Origin of the sequence: Infirmifilum sp., from assembly GCF_049970975.1 — an archaeon.
Lineage (GTDB): Archaea > Thermoproteota > Thermoprotei > Thermofilales > Thermofilaceae > Thermofilum > Thermofilum uzonense.
This window is the reverse complement of the sequence record NZ_JBMFLX010000032.1, coordinates 1-16,319: the sequence shown is the minus strand read 5'-3', so window position 1 is coordinate 16,319 and position 16,319 is coordinate 1. Positions and strand designations below refer to the sequence as shown.

17 protein-coding genes and 1 pseudogene are annotated in these 16,319 nt (G+C 47.8%); 7 read left to right on the top strand and 11 right to left on the bottom strand.

The features are described from left to right. Both ACP5KC_RS06105 and ACP5KC_RS06100 read right to left on the bottom strand, forming a co-directional pair. Positions 1-115: pseudogene (locus tag ACP5KC_RS06105) on the bottom strand (2-oxoacid:ferredoxin oxidoreductase subunit beta); the annotation flags it as partial. Positions 116-198: 83 nt separating this feature from the next. Continuing rightward, entirely contained in the window at positions 199-390 is a 192-nt protein-coding gene (locus ACP5KC_RS06100) for a hypothetical protein (RefSeq protein WP_273432939.1), read from the bottom strand. On the opposite strand from ACP5KC_RS06100, the gene ACP5KC_RS06095 reads away from it, so the two are divergent. The 5 genes from ACP5KC_RS06095 (at position 339) to ACP5KC_RS06075 (ending at position 6,467) form a co-directional block, all read left to right on the top strand. Beyond that, complete coding sequence (locus tag ACP5KC_RS06095) at positions 339-698, top strand: zinc ribbon domain-containing protein (RefSeq protein WP_428286968.1); 360 nt, start codon at positions 339-341, stop codon at positions 696-698. The two genes, ACP5KC_RS06100 and ACP5KC_RS06095, sit on opposite strands and share 52 nt — an antisense overlap. 85 nt (positions 699-783) lie before the next feature. Next, positions 784-2,451, top strand: a complete 1,668-nt coding sequence (locus tag ACP5KC_RS06090; protein WP_273432941.1) for a CTP synthase — start codon at positions 784-786, stop codon at positions 2,449-2,451. 53 nt (positions 2,452-2,504) lie between these two features. Continuing rightward, positions 2,505-4,640: a transaldolase family protein gene (locus tag ACP5KC_RS06085; RefSeq protein WP_273432942.1), complete on the top strand. Its 2,136-nt coding sequence runs from the start codon at positions 2,505-2,507 to the stop codon at positions 4,638-4,640. Positions 4,641-4,705: 65 nt separating this feature from the next. Further along, the gene (locus ACP5KC_RS06080; RefSeq protein ID WP_052884050.1) at positions 4,706-5,797 is read left to right on the top strand and encodes an ABC transporter ATP-binding protein; all 1,092 of its coding nucleotides are present in this window, start codon (positions 4,706-4,708) and stop codon (positions 5,795-5,797) included. Between the two features lie 34 nt (positions 5,798-5,831). Then, positions 5,832-6,467 (top strand): HAD family hydrolase, encoded by a 636-nt coding sequence (locus tag ACP5KC_RS06075; RefSeq protein WP_191118762.1) that lies wholly within the window; start codon positions 5,832-5,834, stop codon positions 6,465-6,467. A 17-nt stretch (positions 6,468-6,484) separates the two neighbouring features. On the opposite strand, the gene ACP5KC_RS06070 is transcribed toward ACP5KC_RS06075, so the two are convergent. Continuing rightward, positions 6,485-7,387, bottom strand: coding sequence for a carbon-nitrogen hydrolase family protein (locus tag ACP5KC_RS06070; protein ID WP_428286967.1), 903 nt, complete (start codon positions 7,385-7,387; stop codon positions 6,485-6,487). A 106-nt stretch (positions 7,388-7,493) separates the two neighbouring features. Here ACP5KC_RS06070 and ACP5KC_RS06065 point away from each other — a divergent pair, with 106 nt between their 5' ends. Further along, positions 7,494-8,054: a flavin reductase family protein gene (locus ACP5KC_RS06065; RefSeq protein ID WP_191118396.1), complete on the top strand. Its 561-nt coding sequence runs from the start codon at positions 7,494-7,496 to the stop codon at positions 8,052-8,054. A 28-nt stretch (positions 8,055-8,082) separates the two neighbouring features. Here the strand turns inward: ACP5KC_RS06065 and ACP5KC_RS06060 are convergent, their stop codons facing one another. From ACP5KC_RS06060 to ACP5KC_RS06040, 5 genes are all read right to left on the bottom strand, one after another. Beyond that, positions 8,083-8,838, bottom strand: a complete 756-nt coding sequence (locus ACP5KC_RS06060; protein WP_273432943.1) for a hypothetical protein — start codon at positions 8,836-8,838, stop codon at positions 8,083-8,085. Further along, positions 8,835-9,617 carry a hypothetical protein gene (locus tag ACP5KC_RS06055; protein WP_273432944.1) on the bottom strand — a complete coding sequence of 261 codons (783 nt, stop codon included), beginning with the start codon at positions 9,615-9,617 and terminating at the stop codon, positions 8,835-8,837. The genes ACP5KC_RS06060 and ACP5KC_RS06055 overlap by 4 nt, the downstream gene beginning before the upstream one ends. After that, positions 9,618-10,616, bottom strand: a complete 999-nt coding sequence (locus ACP5KC_RS06050; protein WP_052884056.1) for an ABC transporter ATP-binding protein — start codon at positions 10,614-10,616, stop codon at positions 9,618-9,620. A gap of 169 nt (positions 10,617-10,785) precedes the next feature. Continuing rightward, positions 10,786-11,895, bottom strand: a complete 1,110-nt coding sequence (locus tag ACP5KC_RS06045; RefSeq protein ID WP_424738280.1) for an MFS transporter — start codon at positions 11,893-11,895, stop codon at positions 10,786-10,788. Positions 11,896-12,009: 114 nt separating this feature from the next. Continuing rightward, positions 12,010-12,882: a lysine exporter LysO family protein gene (locus tag ACP5KC_RS06040; RefSeq protein WP_052884058.1), complete on the bottom strand. Its 873-nt coding sequence runs from the start codon at positions 12,880-12,882 to the stop codon at positions 12,010-12,012. A gap of 68 nt (positions 12,883-12,950) precedes the next feature. On the opposite strand from ACP5KC_RS06040, the gene ACP5KC_RS06035 reads away from it, so the two are divergent. Further along, complete coding sequence (locus tag ACP5KC_RS06035) at positions 12,951-13,661, top strand: SDR family NAD(P)-dependent oxidoreductase (protein WP_424738284.1); 711 nt, start codon at positions 12,951-12,953, stop codon at positions 13,659-13,661. 303 nt (positions 13,662-13,964) lie between these two features. On the opposite strand, the gene ACP5KC_RS06030 is transcribed toward ACP5KC_RS06035, so the two are convergent. The 3 genes from ACP5KC_RS06030 to trxA form a co-directional block, all read right to left on the bottom strand. Beyond that, positions 13,965-14,702: an HAD family hydrolase gene (locus ACP5KC_RS06030; RefSeq protein WP_052884060.1), complete on the bottom strand. Its 738-nt coding sequence runs from the start codon at positions 14,700-14,702 to the stop codon at positions 13,965-13,967. Between the two features lie 146 nt (positions 14,703-14,848). After that, entirely contained in the window at positions 14,849-15,562 is a 714-nt protein-coding gene (locus tag ACP5KC_RS06025; protein ID WP_191118398.1) for a DedA family protein, read from the bottom strand. Between the two features lie 70 nt (positions 15,563-15,632). Then, positions 15,633-16,043 carry a thioredoxin gene (gene trxA, locus ACP5KC_RS06020; protein ID WP_236944841.1) on the bottom strand — a complete coding sequence of 137 codons (411 nt, stop codon included), beginning with the start codon at positions 16,041-16,043 and terminating at the stop codon, positions 15,633-15,635. Between the last annotated feature and the right edge of the window lie 276 nt (positions 16,044-16,319).

The following is a 16,319-nucleotide window of genomic DNA, read 5'->3' as shown; positions in this document are numbered from 1 at the left end:
CCCAGGAGGGGTCTGACTCGAGCTTATAGGTCACCTTCCTGTAGTATTCGGCTGTAAATACGTCGTTAAACACCACGCATGGCTGGAGCACATCTATAAGGGCTGAGCCCCTGTGCCCAGTCGGTGAGAGAAAGGACACGCATTGCCGCAAGCGACCCAACCGACCCGTCATATGTCGCGACTGTGCTCCCATCAAGGCTAGGAAATATTCCTATTCCTCGAGGAGGCTTTCAAGAGTGCTCTTTCGCTCTTTAGCTTCCTGAGCATCGCGTCTATGCTGTCGAGTGTCTTCCTGTATTCTGGGAGGATGCCCGCGTAGATCCTTAGAGAGGAGGAGCGTGTTCGGCTGGCATTTATCTCCTCGACCGCCTCGCTTAGTGCCTGGTACACCCTCCTTGCCCTGCTCCTCTTGCAACGCTTGTATAGCCGTGGACTCGCCAGAGTGCAGGTTGAGGGACTCTGTAAAGGACAATAAAGCCCGCATCCACAGAGGCCTATACGTGTGCAAGAACTGCGGCATAGCCATAAACGCCGACATCAACGCCGCACTAAACATCGCCAAGAAGGCGGGCTACAACCAACCAAAACCCAACAAGATAGAAACCTTCCTGTATACACGCGGCGGAGCCACACCACTCGCCGAGAAGAAAGGCAAAATAACACTACTAGGAGCCAAGCATAACCCCTCAGAGGGGTAATTGGGAGCCAGCCCCCAGGACGCAGTCTGTAGCTTTGATTGTCAAGGCCTGGAAAAAGTTAATAAGCTGTTGTTCTCCCTATTGTATGCATACTAGGTTTGTCTTCGTAACGGGAGGTGTTGTAAGCGGCCTTGGGAAAGGAGTTGTAACAGCTTCAATAGGGAAGCTTTTCCAAATGCGTGGGCTCAGGGTGGACGTGATTAAGGCTGATCCATACCTGAACGTTGACCCTGGTACCCTGAACCCCATCGAGCACGGCGAGGTTTTTGTCTGCGAGGATGTGTGGGAGTTTGAGCCGGCCCCGGGTTATAAGTTCAGGATCGCTGAGATTGACCAGGACTTTGGGACATATGAGCGGTTCCTGGACGTGAACATGCACCCCTCAAACAATATAACCTCGGGGCAGGTCTACCTATCAGTCATATTGAAGGAGCGGGCTGGAATATATCTGGGCAGGACTATACAGGTTATTCCACAGATTACAGACGAAATCAAGTCTCGTATAAGAGCTGTGGCTGAGCGCAGCAAGCCCGATGTATTGATCGTCGAGGTTGGGGGTACTGTTGGCGACATCGAGGCAATGCCCTTCCTAGAGGCTATAAGGCAGTTTCGGCTTGAACAACCACCTGGAACCACAGCGCTTGTGCACGTCACTTTGGTTCCGTACCTCTCGAGCCTGGGCCAGCTAAAGACGAAGCCAACACAGCACAGTGTAAAGGAGCTGCAGAGCATGGGGCTTCAGCCCGACGTGATAATAGGGAGGTCTGACCGAGAGCTTCCCGAGGACGTTAGGAAGAAGATAAGCCTGTATTGCAACGTACCTCCCGAGGCTGTGTACTCTGACCCGGATCTTGAGAACATTTATAAGCTTCCACTCCTGCTGGAGGAACAGGGGCTGGGAAGATACCTGGGCAAGATTCTAGGCCTCCCAAGGGATCCTATTCCGGGTAAAATGAAAGAGTGGATAGGGGTAAGCGAGCAGTTCAGCAGTTTCAAGGATGAGGTTATAGTGGCGATGCCTGGGAAGTACACGATGATTCAGGACAGCTATATTAGTATTAACGAGGCTCTTAACCATGCGGGAGCCTCTCTCGGTGTAAGAGTTAAAAGGATATATATAGAAGGAGAGGAGTTTGAGAGAAATCCCGGGAAGGTCGAAGAGATACTTGGGAAGGCTGACGGAATACTTCTCACCCCTGGTTTTGGCACTAGGGGCGTTGACGGGATGATTTACTCTGCAAGGTTCGCATTGGAGCGGAGAAAGCCCTTCCTAGGTATATGCTTTGGGGCCCAGTTGATGTTTATAGCTTTTATGAGGTACGTTGTAGGCTTGAAGGAGGCTCATTCCACGGAGATAGACCCGAACACCCGCTACCCAGTGGTGGATTTGCTTCCCGAGCAGAAGGAGGCAACTCTTAAGGGCGGGACTATGAGGCTCGGTGCATACCCAGTCAAGATAAGGAAGGGGTCTATGCTCTATGAGGCTTATGGCGAGGAATTGGTTTATGAAAGATTCAGGCATAGGTTTCATATCAACCCTGCCTTTACGGGACTGGCAGAAGAGAGAGGACTCGTGGTTTCCTCTACAGATCCTTCGGGACGTATTGTGAACTCGATTGAGTACCCGCAAGGGGGGTGGATCGTCGGAGTCCAGTTTCATCCAGAGTTCAAAAGTAGGCCTGGTAAGCCGTCTCCCGTATATAAGGCCTTTATAAAAGCCGTTCTGGAATACAAGAAGTCGAGGAAAGCATGATTTAATAATTTTTCTACTATGCAATAAATAAGGTTTTAACTCCTTTATTTTTCATGGACACGAATATCTACGACTATCGGTCAGCGTTTAGACGAGAGGAACTCCCTGAGACCCCACCGGTGTCTGACCAAGTTTCGCTCGCAGTCTACGTGGCTCTAAGGGGTTACCCGGATCTCGGCGCTGACAACCTTTTGAACCCGAGGCTTGCAACGCTTTACTCACGGGTTATAGGTGAAGTAAACCGGGTAGTTCACCTTTCAATGCTAAGTGCCTTCGAGAAAGGAAACTTTCTAGAGAGTTTAAGGCTTTACTACTTGCTGGGGGAGCTAGCACTAAACACAATCGGAATGGAGATGAGGTGGGCTGGCATACCCCCTGGTGAGAGGAGTAAATCACTGGAATTTATTCTGGGCGAAATAGCTAGTCTTGAGGAGCTCGAGAAAAAGAGTTTTGGAAACACACGTGTAGCAGCTGAATCTGTGAACGGCTACCTTGACGACATGAGGAAGGTGATGTCTAGCAACCCCAAGGCCAAAAGCATGCTCGCCTGGATGGCAGACGAGGTCTCTAGACACATAGATCCTGATCATCCGCTCTCAAGCTTCATAATAGCTATGAGAAGCCTCATAGACGGGAACGCCTATTACCGAATGACCCTCAACGGCCTATGCCGTTTTGGGAACGACTATGCTTTAGGCTTGAGATGGCTTAGGAGGCTGGGGTTCGTCCAGGTATCCACTAACCCTGTCCTGGCAGCTGAAGCGTACAAGGACGATCCTAGGCTATGGGAGAGATACGAGGAATATCTTTCAAAGCATCCCGAACTGCTCGAACGCCCAGAGGAAAGGGCAGACGATCTCGCCATGACCGCTACACTGCTAGCCCTGATCCCTAACATGGAGGTCTTCAGACCTGTTGCATTCCTGCTAGGCTTTAAGGACGGGATGGTGAGCTACCAGTTAAACCCGAACTTTGCCGAAAGTGTCGAGGATAGCATACGGGACGCGTTGAAGATATACTCCCTCGCCGCGCAGTACTTCAAGCTCTACGACGCGTACCTGCTATGGGGCTGGCCTGACGGCATGACAAGGGGTAGACCAAACATAGTATTCAAGGTTGCCGGGAGTGGTGCAGCCTCACTTGAAATAACAAGGATCCTTGAAAGCCTAGGGATTGGAACCAACAATACCGTAACTTTCAGCGTGTCCCAGGAGGTTAGTCTAATCCTCGAGAAGATAAGAGGCAGGTCTGAGGCGGCAAAGAGAGGGGTTAGACTCACCAAGGTTTATATGACGAATATGGGTGGCAGGCTCGAGGCGCATCTTCGAGAGGTTAAGGCGGCAGAGCTCATCAGGACTGCTCTGAGGTTCTATGAGGATCCTGAGGGCTCGCTCCTTGAGCTGGCTAGAAGTCTGGGTGTCCCCGTACTGGAGAAGGGGGGTACTTGGAGGGGGCCGAGTGGCTGGGGTTATGACATCGTGGCAAGAACGCTTGATGAGAAGGTTGAACTGGTGTCTAGCCAGGCTTATCTTAGAACACTATTGAATGATGCCCTCATAGACTTCCTCGCGCGTGTAGGTGTTTGTGGAGCCAGTAGAGATGAGGTTAGAGAATGCCTTGAGGCATGGGAGCGTGCCTTGTCGCTAAGTGGAACCTTCGTCGCTCAGCGGGTCTGGTATCTCTTTTTCGATGAGGAAAACAGGAGGTTGTGGCTCTCCTATATAATGAGGAAGTATGGACTTAGTGCTGAGCAGGCAGAGGAAGTTCTAGATGGGATCGACGTGCTTCCAGCCTCGAAGAGGAGGCCGGAGGACACATACTACACTCTCTCGGCTAGGAACATGACCAACACTGAATTCCCTAATCATCAGCTTAACGTGCACTTAGAGTACCAGAAGAAAAGTCTAAGGCTAGAGGACCTGGCTGAGGCCGTTAGAGTCAACTGGGGGCCTGAATCTCTCGACCTACTCTTGAAGATGCCTGAATTTAGGAAGGCTTACGAGGTGACCCGAGAGATAAAAGCAGTACTACTAGAGGTAGGCGTTAAGGGGGCTGGAGAACTAGGGGAAGAGGGGCTGAGAGTTGATGAGTGGAAGTCCTTCGGGCCTAGGGTTAAGACCATGAGGGGGTTCACTGAGGCTTATAATAAATTCCGGGAAGAGTGTTTGAAAAGAGCTAAAAACGTTTAATAATAACCACTATGATTAGGGTTAACATATAAATATGCATGGTTAACTATAAAAATTGAGAAGACATGGCCCGTGTAGCTGCAAAGGATCTTGTTAAAAGGTTTGGGAAAGTCCTTGCAGTGGATCACGTGAACTTTGAGGCCCGCGACGGCGAATTCCTAGTGCTGCTAGGACCCAGTGGTTGCGGCAAGACGACGACGCTGCGCATGATAGCTGGACTCGAAACACCTGATGAGGGAGAGATATATATCGGGGAGAAGCTCGTAAACGATCTACCTCCAAAGGACCGCGATGTAGCCATGGTTTTCCAGAACTACGCGCTGTACCCCCACATGAAGGTCTATGACAATATTGCCTTTCCTCTCCGCGTAAGAAAAGTACCTAAAGACGAAATCGATCAGCGCGTGAGAGAGGTCGCTAAGCTTCTAAGAATAGAAGACCTTCTCGACAGGTATCCACGACAGCTCAGCGGTGGCCAGCAGCAGAGGGTTGCATTGGGCAGGGCTCTCGTCAGGAAACCTCAGGTCTTCCTGATGGATGAGCCGTTAAGTAACCTTGACGCCAAGCTCAGGGTTTACATGAGAGCAGAGCTTAAGCGACTCCAAAGGGAGCTCGGTATAACAACGATATACGTTACTCATGACCAAGCAGAGGCAATGACGATGGCGGATCGCGTAGCAGTGATGAACGAGGGGAAGATAATGCAGCTCGCGGAGCCCGCAGAGCTTTATTATAAACCTGCCAATACCTTTGTTGCCGGGTTTATAGGGGCGCCAGCGATGAACTTCATTGAAGCCTCACTTGTAAAGCGCGATGGAGAGTATGTTCTAGATACGGGGGTATTTAAGGTTCCACTACCAAAGGATTTTGTCCAATTTATAGAGGAGGCAGGGGCGCCGTCAGAAGTAATTTTAGGCATTAGGCCTGAGCATATCGAGATAAGCCGTGAGAAGACGCCTGAGGGGTTTGAGGTAGAGGTTTTCGTTACGGAGCCCCTGGGCTCTGAGACAATTATTGATTTCAGGCATGGCGATGCTATAGTAAAGGCTAAGTATCCAGGGCTTTTCGAGGCTAGACACGGCGATAAAGTCTGGGTACGTTTCAAGATGAAGGAGGCACATATCTTTGATAAGAAGACGGGTAAGGCTATCGTGTGAAAAAATTTTTCTACCTTCTCCTTTATCCCAAAACGTGCTTCGTAATCGCAGCAGAATCTCGGTGGTCAGCTTTGACCTAGACGGGACTCTAGTAACACGAGAGTATGTTGATTATTTCTGGCTTGATCTTGTCCCGCGGCTTTATGCTGAAAAGTATGGAGTCGAGTTGGAGGAGGCAAAGAGAAAGGTCTTCGCTTCATACGAAGAGATCGGGTCCCGTGATACACGATGGTATATGCCGAGCTACTGGTTCAGGCGCTTTGGGATCGAGGAACACCTTGAGATGGCTCTTAGAGAAGCCGCTGAGAGGATAAAGCCTTATGAGGACGCTCTCGAAACTGTGGAAAAGTTAAGCGGGAAATACACGCTCGTCATCAGTACGAGCGCCGCGAGAGACTTTGTAAACCTGGTCTTAGAGAGAGTGCCATTTTACCGTTACTCCTTCAAGAGTATTTTCTCGTCATCCTCAGACTTCGGCCTCGCGGGTAAACCGCCTGCCTTCTTCCGGAAAATCTTAGAGCTTTTGAATATCGATAGTTCCGAGATGCTACATATTGGGGACGATGAGGAAAACGATCTTAAAAACGCATTAGAGGCCGGGATAAATGCTGTGCTTGTCGAGCGTAATAAGGGTCACGATCTTAGAGTGCTTCTAGACGGTATTATATGAAAACAGCTGTCACAAAATCATTTCAAATTCTCTTCGATTTCCACGGCTAGAGTTTGAGGTATCCTAGGATTATCTGCTCTAGCAAGGTATCCTGTTCCATTCATCGTCTCATCTGGTTTTGCAACTATGCTACTAAGGCCCTCGAATTCCAAGTCAAGGATTCTGCCGACGCCCATAGGGTTTATCCCGTACTTAAGCTCCGGGTATTTCTGGACCATTAACCAGCTGCTATTCTTCCACTCCCTCTCCACTCTTTCATCCCATGGTTCGGGGTTAGCGGAGGGCTGGACAAGAATATTGGCGCCCTGCCTGACCAGACGTGAGACAACATCGTCCTTGAATGCGTCTAGGCATATAGCCACGCCGAGTCTAGCCTCATTGGCTCTGCAAACGCTTATAGTGTTCAGATCACCTGGGGTTATCCCTAGTTGTACCTCGGGTATGTCTAGGTGTACCTTAGCTTGTTTACAGATTACTTTACCCTCAGCGTTGAAGACATAAGACATGTTGTAAATCCTGCCAGGTTCGACGGGTTCGATTAGCGAGCCAGCCACTATGACAGACTTGTATTCGAGGGCTAGCCTTCTAAAAGCCTCCATGTATGTTTTCCATATATCCTTCCATTTCACCGTGAGAATAGCTTTTTTGAAACTTCTGGCCTGTAAAGCTTTAAGAATGAAAGAGGGGAATCTCCTAATAGCGATCTTAGCTAATGCCTCGTCGATTTTCCCTACTCCCAGTCTTTCATCCATAAAAATCAGAAATGTCCCGATGTGTTCTGGGAATGTTACTATGCTGCCCTCAAGCCTGCCCAGCCTCGACTCCGCATCTGAGAAATGTTTTTCAAGAGACTCTAGGAAGACCTCCAAGCTATAATATTTCTCGAGCTTGAACTCGTATTGTGCAGCTACCAGCTTCACGTGTAATACTTATCTGCATTGGGATTTAGCCTTGACGTCCCCACGGTCCAGTTGAAGTTTAGATAGCCCGTTTAGTTTATAACCGTGAACAGTGGACTTAGACTACATGTCTAATATCAAATATATTGAAGTCGATATAAGAAGGCATACAAGGCTCCTACACCCCAAGCTCGTGGTCTTGATAGTTACGTCGTCTAGCACTGGGAAGATAAACATCATGCCTGCAAGCTGGGTGATGCCTACAAGCGTAAATCCTCCACTCGTTACTCTCGCATTATCGCCTCGCCGGTACACTTATGAGCTTTTACAGTCGAAGAACGAGTTCACTGTGAACCCTGTATCCATGGACATGCTTAAGGTAGTCGACTATACTGGATCCGTGTCAGGACGAGAGACTGACAAGCTGCGGGGTACTGGTATTAGGCTCCTAGAACCAAAGGCCTTATCGACTCCCTGCATCGATGATTCACTGGCGTGTATTGAGTGCAAGTTGTGGGCTCAGTATCCCGCTGGGGACCACGTGCTTGTGGTGGGGAGGGTTATGGCTGCACGTGTGCTCGGTAAGGCTTGGAGAAACGATAGTTACGTCTTAGATGTTGCGAAGCCTCTTTTCCATCTTGGAGGAGACAACTATACTACAGTTACAGGTGATGTTTTCGCTCCTTAACCGTTGGATTTCTAACAGGAAGAGTTGCCTAGTGTAGAGCTATAGCCCTGTATCCCGCGCGTTTCTTGACTAGCTTTTCAACACTCCTCGAATAAGAAATAGCGAATAACGAAAGTACGATTGTTGTAACGGTGACCGCAAGGAAGACGCCGAGCGGCGGGTTTCCAGAGACGCACTGCCTTGCCACGTAGCCTGGTCCTAGGAGTGGTAGAAATGCAAAAGTCTGGAGATTTCCAGCGGGGTAGTTTGCGAGTAGAAGCCCCAGATAGGCTAAGGCGGCTATATCGAGAAGAGCACTGGGAACGCTGGTTAACAGCACTGTTGAAGCGAGTATCGCGCCGTATGCTGTGGCTTGGGTCCAGAGTATAAGAAGGGAGAGTGCGAGAAGCCAAGGCGAGGAAATCTCTAACGGGTTAAACCCGAGTTGAAATGAAATGAGCAGCGTGATGAGTGAGGAGAGCCCTGTAGGAATAGCGATAACAAAACTCCTGGATGCTGCTGCAACCACTGGAGAAACGCCTGAAAAATCAAGTGGCTCAAGGAGGCCAAGCTCTGACAGGTAATCAATCCATCCTCCTATCATCCACCCTGCATTTGCTATTATACTCCAGGCCGCTAGGGCCCAAAACACTTCTCTAGCGTATGTGGGGCCTTGAGAAGAGTACGCTCCTATAAGGAACACTGCCATCCAGATGGAATCGGTGACTGAGCCAGATAAGATGCTTAGAAGGTATCGGCGAACCCTAATAGCGTGGAGCCAGATCAAGGGTTTTATTTTCCTCAAAGGTGGATCCCCCTCCTAAGCAGTTCAGACTCACCCTTAGAGACTAGAAGGTATAGGATAGAGTTTAAGAGGATACTCGTTGTTAAATACATTATAGCTAGTCCGAGAAGCGTCTGGGCGCTGGCACCATTCTCTGTGATCAATTGAATGATCTCGAAGAGATACGTAGTCGGGAAAAGCCGTGATAGTAGCTGTAGCCAGGGTGGTAGGAGCGAGACGGGGTACAGCGCACCAGAGACTAGAAGGATTAGTGGTGCAAGCCAGTCTAGCCAGACTGTCTCTTCCTTTGATGATAGTACCGTGTAAGCTATAAGGGAGCTGAGACCCAGTAGGGGTAGAACCCCCACCAGTGAAAAGAGTAGGAGGATGAGTAGAAAACCAGCAGACTGGGCAGAGTTAAGGACAAATAGCAGTGGGAGAAACTCGAGGGCCTTTAATACGGATTCGAGGATGTACTTTGGCAGGTAGCTGAGGAGCAGAGATAGGGAGGGTGAGGATGGAGCCGAGATTATGTAGGGGAGTATTCCTAGAAACCTTAGAGAGAGCGCGTTGGAGGCTACATCCCAGAGTATGTCAATGGAGGAAACTACGAGTATACTGATGAGGACGTTTCTAATTATGCTGAGAGGGTTAGTGGAGGGCTCTATGGCGAATAAAGCTATTAGGACGAGGTAGGGTCTGAGGAGTAAAACAGATACGAGGAGGGGGGAGCGTTTGTAGAGTGAAAACCAAAGGAAGATTCCTGCTTTTATTTGGCATAGGAACAATTTGAGATCCATTCACATCGACCTGTGAGCTGTCAGTGTTATGAAAACGTCTTCGAGAGTTGGCTCTTTTACAGAGACACCACGAACCTTTAAGCCTTGACTCCTGAACTCATGGACGATTCTCTCTAATGCTTCATCTGCGGCTTTAACAGGCACTACAAGTGTTAGTTTTTCGACTGTACCGTCGCGATGGTGCGTGCTTAGCCTTATGTCTTGGAAGTTACTCAGAACTTTCTTTAAGGACTCCTGTGGTGCGCCTGAGAGTCTCACCTCGACGAAAACAGAGTCGGCTACACTTTGCTTTAAAGCGTCGACGCTGTCTATCGCGATTATTTTTCCATCAACTAGTATGGCGACCCTGTCCAGTAGAATCTCTGCTTCAAACATATTGTGTGTTGTGAGCAGAATCGTTCTGCCTTGCTTATGCGCTAATTCCAAGAGGAGCCCTCTAATCCTCCTGGCCGAGACGGGGTCTAGCCCGAGGGTGGGCTCGTCCAGGATTAAAACCTCAGGGTCGCTTAAGAGGGCCCTGGCAATGCTTAGTCTAGCCTTCATTCCCAGGCTCATCTCCTCATACATCTTGTCAGCGTGTTTTACGAGGCCCACCTCCCGTAGAACCTCGTCAACACGAGTCTTCAGCCTTGGACCTTCTATACCGTAAAGCATTCCGAAATACTTCAGGTTCTCCCTTGCGGTAAGCTTGTAGAAAAAACCCTTTTCCACGCTCATCGAGATTCCTACACGCTTCCTGACTTCGTCCCTCTCCTTCACCACGTCATAGCCTAGGATGCGTGCTTCTCCGCTATCCGGTAGCAGGAGTGTGGCTAGTATTTTTACAAGGGTTGATTTTCCGGCACCATTAGGGCCGAGGATGCCGAATACTTCTCCCTTTCTCGCAGTGAAAGATACTCCTCTTAGAGCCTCAACTACCTTGACCTCATACTTCAGGAACCCTTTCCGGATCCTCGAGACATACTTCTTCCTCAATTCTGATACGATAACCGTTGACATTTGGACACCTTTACCTTTAATCCCTTAGAATATTCCGTTCCTCAATATTCTATGTATGACGGTGTTTAAATAATATTTCACATGAGGTTTGGGGTAGTTTCCTATAAGAGATTGATTAAGGATTAGCGTGGATTGCTTATGGTATACCCCGTGAAGGCCCGGAAAATTATCAACTAGAGGCATTCTTGATTTTCCAGCGTCTGTAAATTATAGTGCCCGGTAGCGCCATTAGAAGCGAGAGCATACTTGAGAAACTTATGGGTTCAGCATGCAGTAATACATGGCTCAGACCGCTGATCGGGGGTGCGATTGCATATCCTAGTCCTATGAATGACTCGAAGAGCGAGGTAGCCCTCTCAACGCCTTGCCCCCGCTTGAAAACTTGTTCAAGTGCTGTAGCGTAGATCACTCCCTGGGCGTAACCTATGAGCATTGATGTGAGGACTACTAGGAGTGGTTGTTGAGTTTTTGTGAGAAAGCCTCCTACTAGGAAGAGAGCTGAGGCTAATAACGGATCCCGTACAAGGACCGGAATCCTTTCATAAAAAAAGAAAGTTATCGTCCTTGACAAGAGCATTGAGAAATTCACAAGGGAGATGTAGTCTTTTGATAAACCGTTTCTTTCAACGAAGAGCGGGTAAAATGTGAAAACGCCGCTTGCAGAGGACGCATAAGCTAGACAGTAAAGCCAGGGAGTCACGAGTAGAAGCAGTGAGAAGATATTGTTATCATGCTTGACTTCTGATTCATTAACAGATACCTTCTCATTGAGTTTCAGTGCAAGGAGAGCCTGTATAACTGAAAGAAGAGCGTAGCTGGCGAATAAAAGCCTCGCATCGAAGCGTAACAGGGTGGATGTTAAAAAGGCGCCGAGGAGGGAGCCAGAGCTCCAAGAGAAGGAGAAAAGCGAAACACTTGTCCCGCTGTGCGACATGTACGTCTCTAAGGCCGGCCAGAAGACACCAAGGCTTAAAAGAACGATGCTTGCAGCTAGTAAAATGCTATAGAAATCATGGGAGAACAGGTGAGCTGCCAGCCCCGCCGCAAGTATCCCGAAAGCCAGGACTATTATCCTCCGTGCACCTATCCTTGAGTATAAGCCTGCCGACGCCAATGCGCCGGGAATGTAGACGAGCGAGGCAAAACCAGTTATAAGGCTTATCTCTAGTTCCCTCAAAGAAGAGAGATAGGCATAGACTACCAAGGTAGGTATAAAGACGGATTGAAGAAAGGAGGCTACGAATGATGAAACATATGCAACTCCAAAATCTCTGGGCATCCTGCCACCCGTAATTAAACACATATAAAAATTTTTGAAAGAAAAACACTCTAGGAGCTTACAAGTACTCACGCATGAGTCACTGTCTTCATACGCATCAATCCTAGAGCATCGTTAGGCCAGAGGCCCCACGATAAATCCTTGAAGGAAGGGGATGAGAAGGGTAAGTACGAAGCCGTGAATTATGCTAACCACTGAGGCCTCCTCACCGTACACGTAGCCGTAGACGGGAAGCGTGTTGTCCATGGTTGTAGCGCCTCCGAGGCTCACCATAGAGAGGAATGGTTTACGGAGTAGTGGAACCAGGATAAAGGTGGCCTGCTCACGTAGAACATTGACCAGGAACGCTGTGAAACCCCATAGGGGCCCATATGCTTGAGCTATGAAGGGGCCGGCGAAGCTATACCACCCTAGACCGAAAGCAATGCCAAGCGTGATTCTGGGGGGAACGTTCAAGATGTACGCTGCTAGAAGCCCAGAGATAAGAGCGGAGGTCAGGCTCAGCATCGCTGCAGTGAGCGCCGATCGCCCTCCACGCTTTAGTGTCTCAAGATTTATAGAGTTGGCCACAGTCAAGCCCGTCACCGCTATAACGAGATAAACCTCTAGTGCAACGACCTCCTCTACAATATCTTGAGGCAGCTTTGCACCGGATAGGCCGATGAGCCAACCTGCTATAACAGCAACAATTAGGGGTATGTCTACTCGGCCTTTTGGCTCGGCTATCGCATTATCCGCGCCTCTTCTGTCAACTAGGTATCCTATTGCTAATAAAGAGAGTATGATGAGAGATAATATAAAAAGGGAGGTAGCCGTGCTTTGGAGAATAACTCCTAAGCCGTTTAGTGTGGCCCACATAGAAATCGTGAATACTAGTATCAACACTATTATCCTGAAAAGGATTTCTGGAACTCTCAGCCTCAAGGCTTTACCTATAAATATGGTTATTGCAAACACCACCATTATGCCCAGCGATCCTACCTCCATATAACGCATTGAAGCATTACTTGCAGGATTTTTAAAGATTTTTAACCCTAGAAAGGATAGTTTACAATATGCGACAGAGCCTTTACGCTCTAATTACGGGGGCATCAAGCGGCATTGGCCTTGAATTGACGAGAAGAATGTTAAAGGAAGGATATCAAGTTCTGGGCACCGGGAGGAATAAGAAAATACTGGAACAATTAAGAGGGGAATTCGCTGATAAGTTCCAGTACGTCACTTGCGATCTCGCCCAACAAAGCTGCCTTCAAGAAATAGTAAACCGCGCGAGAAACGACTTCGGCAGATTAGATGTCCTCGTAAACAATGCAGGTTTTGCTTACTACAAACCGATTCTCAATCACACGATCGAGGAAGTGGAGGGAATCTTCCTAGTGAACACTATTAGACCCGTCCAACTCATCATCTCCTTACTGGACATTATGCCTCCGAACAGCCTGGTCGTAAATGTGGTCTCGCCAGCGGCCTTTGTTCTCTTAAAGAACATGACAACATACACGGCCACTAAAGCTGCGCTACATATTCTCTCACTTGAACTTGAGAGGGAATTGGCTTCTAGAAAAATAAGGATGCTAAGAGTTTACCCCGGAGCAACGTCCACTTCCTTTTTCGAGAGAATTAACTTGAATACACCCTGGTATTCTCTAAAAGCTGAAACCGTAGCAGACAAGATATTGAGGTGCATAAAAAAGCGATGCAGAAAACTCTACATACCCTGGGTATTGGGGTTCCTAGAGTTATTCTCACCGAAAATTAGAGTGTAGGAATTGTTGGTCACCTCACTCATCATTAATCATGACTTCTTTTACTCAAACCTTTTTCATCCAATCTCCTCATCTAATAATGGTAGAAAAATCTTTATAGATTGATAAAGATTTTTCAAATTTCTAGTAGTCGGTACAATAGAAAAAATATTTTAGTTTTGGAAAGTCGCTAAAAAGACTTCAAGAAGCCATATTGCGATACTTCTGCCGAATGGATCGTGAAAACTTGTATCAGAATGATCTTACACGTGAAGTCTCTGAGAACAGATAATTCAAAGCCATGGATAAAAAGTTGCAAGAGTTCTAGGGTTTTTCTTTAGCCGCTTGCTCCTTGCCTACCAGTGTCTCATAGAGTATGCAGAGGTTGTCAAGCACGATAATGTCATCTCTTAGAGGAATGCTTGTGTTGAGCATACCTGTCTTTACAAGTACAGCCTTAAAGCCAGCCTCTGCTATACTGTTCACATACTCAGCCCTATCATCTATGTGAGCTACTTCATTATAACTTAAGCCATATTGAGAGGCAAGCCTAGCTAGAGCCTCGATCCTTGAGGGATAGTCTTCTGGGACAACAGCTATCAAGTCGAAAAACTTCGAGAGACCCCCCAACTCGATTCTTTTTCTCTTCATCCCCGGGACTCCGTCACCACCTGAGACTGTTACGACTATTTTCCCTATTGCTTTCAGTTGACGTAGTACGCGGACCGCGCATGGTAGTGTCTGGGAGGCTTTTACCCGTGCCTCTAGTAGGAGCTCGTTGAACTCCTCACGCTTCCCGATTAGAGTTATGCCGTTTTTCTCGGCGGACTCTATTAACAAGTCGTACATCCGGGAATAATCCATTGTCGCGTTTTTCTCGCGTTCGTACCAGGCCTCAACCGCCATATTCGAAACAGGCTGGAGCATGCCTGGAGGGACGCCAAGGTACAAGAGCAGTATCTCTATAACGTCTCGCATGTAGCTATAACTGTCTATGATCGTCCCGTCGATGTCGAATGAAAACATTTTCACGCTTTCAACGAGGGATTTTAAATCCTGCATGGCTACCAATGCTTGATACCCCTGATGTTAAAAAAGTTTAGGGCACATGCGCAGAGAAAATAGGGGCTACGGAGCCTATTGGGCCGATAAGAGCTTAGAAAGCCTATTGCCTGGAAAAACTGTTTAACCAGGGGGGGTATTAAAATTTATGAACGCTGGTACTCCTTGCGATTTCTAGTTTTATATATGTAGAAAGCCAAGACAGCTATTATTGCGAGTACAATAACTACATAGTCTAATACCCTAGCGTATTTTTCGATGACAACCCAGTGCTCCCCCAAAACCAACCCAACGTACGTGAGAGCAAGATTCCACGGGACAGAGCCTAGAAAGGTGTACGCTAGGAATTTAGGCAGGTTCATCCGCGAGATGCCAGCAGGTAGAGAGATAACTGTCCTCACTGCTGGGAGCATCCTACCAGTGAAAATGATAAGGCTCCCGTATCTTGAGAAGAGCTGTTGTGCCTGTGCCACCTCGGGCTCTCCTATCATGAAATATTTCCCGTATTTTTCTATGAACTTGAGGCCGGGTCCTTCGCCCAGCTTGTAAAGAATAAAGGATCCAACTAGATTACCAAGTGTACCTGAGAGAACAACCAAGGTCAAGTCCATCTTCCCGCTCCAGACCAGGAATCCTGCGAAGGGCATAACGATCTCGCTTGGGATTGGTACGAGTGCGCTTTCTAAAGTCATCAATATGAATATTCCCAAATACCCTATTTTCTCTATAATGGCTGCCGAGTAAAGGACAATGATTTCGAGCAGTGAGTGTCCATGTAAAGTGTGAATTATATACACGGATCCAGCCACTATAACTGCTAGCGAGAGCAGTAGGGGGACGAGTAGGCGTTGCCTGAGCATTTCCTAAAGCACCAAAGCCTTCAGTAAGCTCCTATTAAAAACCATTACTAGGGCTACTCAATATAGTCTTCTAGACACTTGAAAAGTAGGAGTTAAGCAGTCCCGTTATGTTCCTATAAAGCATGGGCGAATATCCTATAAAACGCCTTGCCTCTTTCCCCCTGTGGAAGAGTAGGAGGGTCGGTATACTGTAGACTTCAAACGAGGCGGCAACGTCTGGGTTCTCGTCCACATTTATCTTGACAACAGCTAATTTGTCCCCGTATTCCTCACTTATCTTTTCGACTACGGGCTCGACTAGTCTGCAAGGACCACACCATTCAGCCCAGAAGTCAACTAACACAACCCTACACTTGGACAAGGCCTCTTCCAGCTTAACCTTGTCTCCTCTTTTCTCAACAGTACACTTTTGTTCTACGGGCTTTTTGGTCAACATTTGTTTTAATAAACGCTGCTTTATGAGTTCAAGATCCCCGCTCATACCTTCCACGCAAAAAAACGGGATGTCTTTTATTTTCACGTGGCAAAATCTTGATCAGTTATAATAAAAATAAGAAAAAATTTGATATGAGTCTGGGGGGTATCCAAGGTATAAGGGTATGTAGTAGAGTAAAAATCCGATAGAACCCAGGGAGATTATCAAGGAATTAATTATTATTTCTTTTGACAGGTTGTCATTATTCTTTCTGATTATTGTAACCGTGAATGGCTAGTATACCTGGTGCGGGCTTCTGCGGTGTTGCATCTGCTGGGACGT

What these genes read in the sequence shown, in the direction of transcription:
- ACP5KC_RS06065 (WP_191118396.1), top strand. Translation starts at nt 7,494, where the DNA reads ATGTCTAATATCAAATATATTGAAGTCGATATAAGAAGGCATACAAGG.
- ACP5KC_RS06090 (WP_273432941.1), top strand. Translation starts at nt 784, where the DNA reads ATGCATACTAGGTTTGTCTTCGTAACGGGAGGTGTTGTAAGCGGCCTT.
- ACP5KC_RS06085 (WP_273432942.1), top strand. Translation starts at nt 2,505, where the DNA reads ATGGACACGAATATCTACGACTATCGGTCAGCGTTTAGACGAGAGGAA.
- ACP5KC_RS06035 (WP_424738284.1), top strand. Translation starts at nt 12,951, where the DNA reads ATGCGACAGAGCCTTTACGCTCTAATTACGGGGGCATCAAGCGGCATT.
- ACP5KC_RS06040 (WP_052884058.1), bottom strand. Translation starts at nt 12,882, where the DNA reads ATGGAGGTAGGATCGCTGGGCATAATGGTGGTGTTTGCAATAACCATA.
- ACP5KC_RS06050 (WP_052884056.1), bottom strand. Translation starts at nt 10,616, where the DNA reads ATGTCAACGGTTATCGTATCAGAATTGAGGAAGAAGTATGTCTCGAGG.
- trxA (WP_236944841.1), bottom strand. Translation starts at nt 16,043, where the DNA reads ATGAGCGGGGATCTTGAACTCATAAAGCAGCGTTTATTAAAACAAATG.
- ACP5KC_RS06030 (WP_052884060.1), bottom strand. Translation starts at nt 14,702, where the DNA reads ATGCAGGATTTAAAATCCCTCGTTGAAAGCGTGAAAATGTTTTCATTC.
- ACP5KC_RS06055 (WP_273432944.1), bottom strand. Translation starts at nt 9,617, where the DNA reads ATGGATCTCAAATTGTTCCTATGCCAAATAAAAGCAGGAATCTTCCTT.
- ACP5KC_RS06025 (WP_191118398.1), bottom strand. Translation starts at nt 15,562, where the DNA reads ATGCTCAGGCAACGCCTACTCGTCCCCCTACTGCTCTCGCTAGCAGTT.
- ACP5KC_RS06045 (WP_424738280.1), bottom strand. Translation starts at nt 11,895, where the DNA reads ATGCCCAGAGATTTTGGAGTTGCATATGTTTCATCATTCGTAGCCTCC.
- ACP5KC_RS06080 (WP_052884050.1), top strand. Translation starts at nt 4,706, where the DNA reads ATGGCCCGTGTAGCTGCAAAGGATCTTGTTAAAAGGTTTGGGAAAGTC.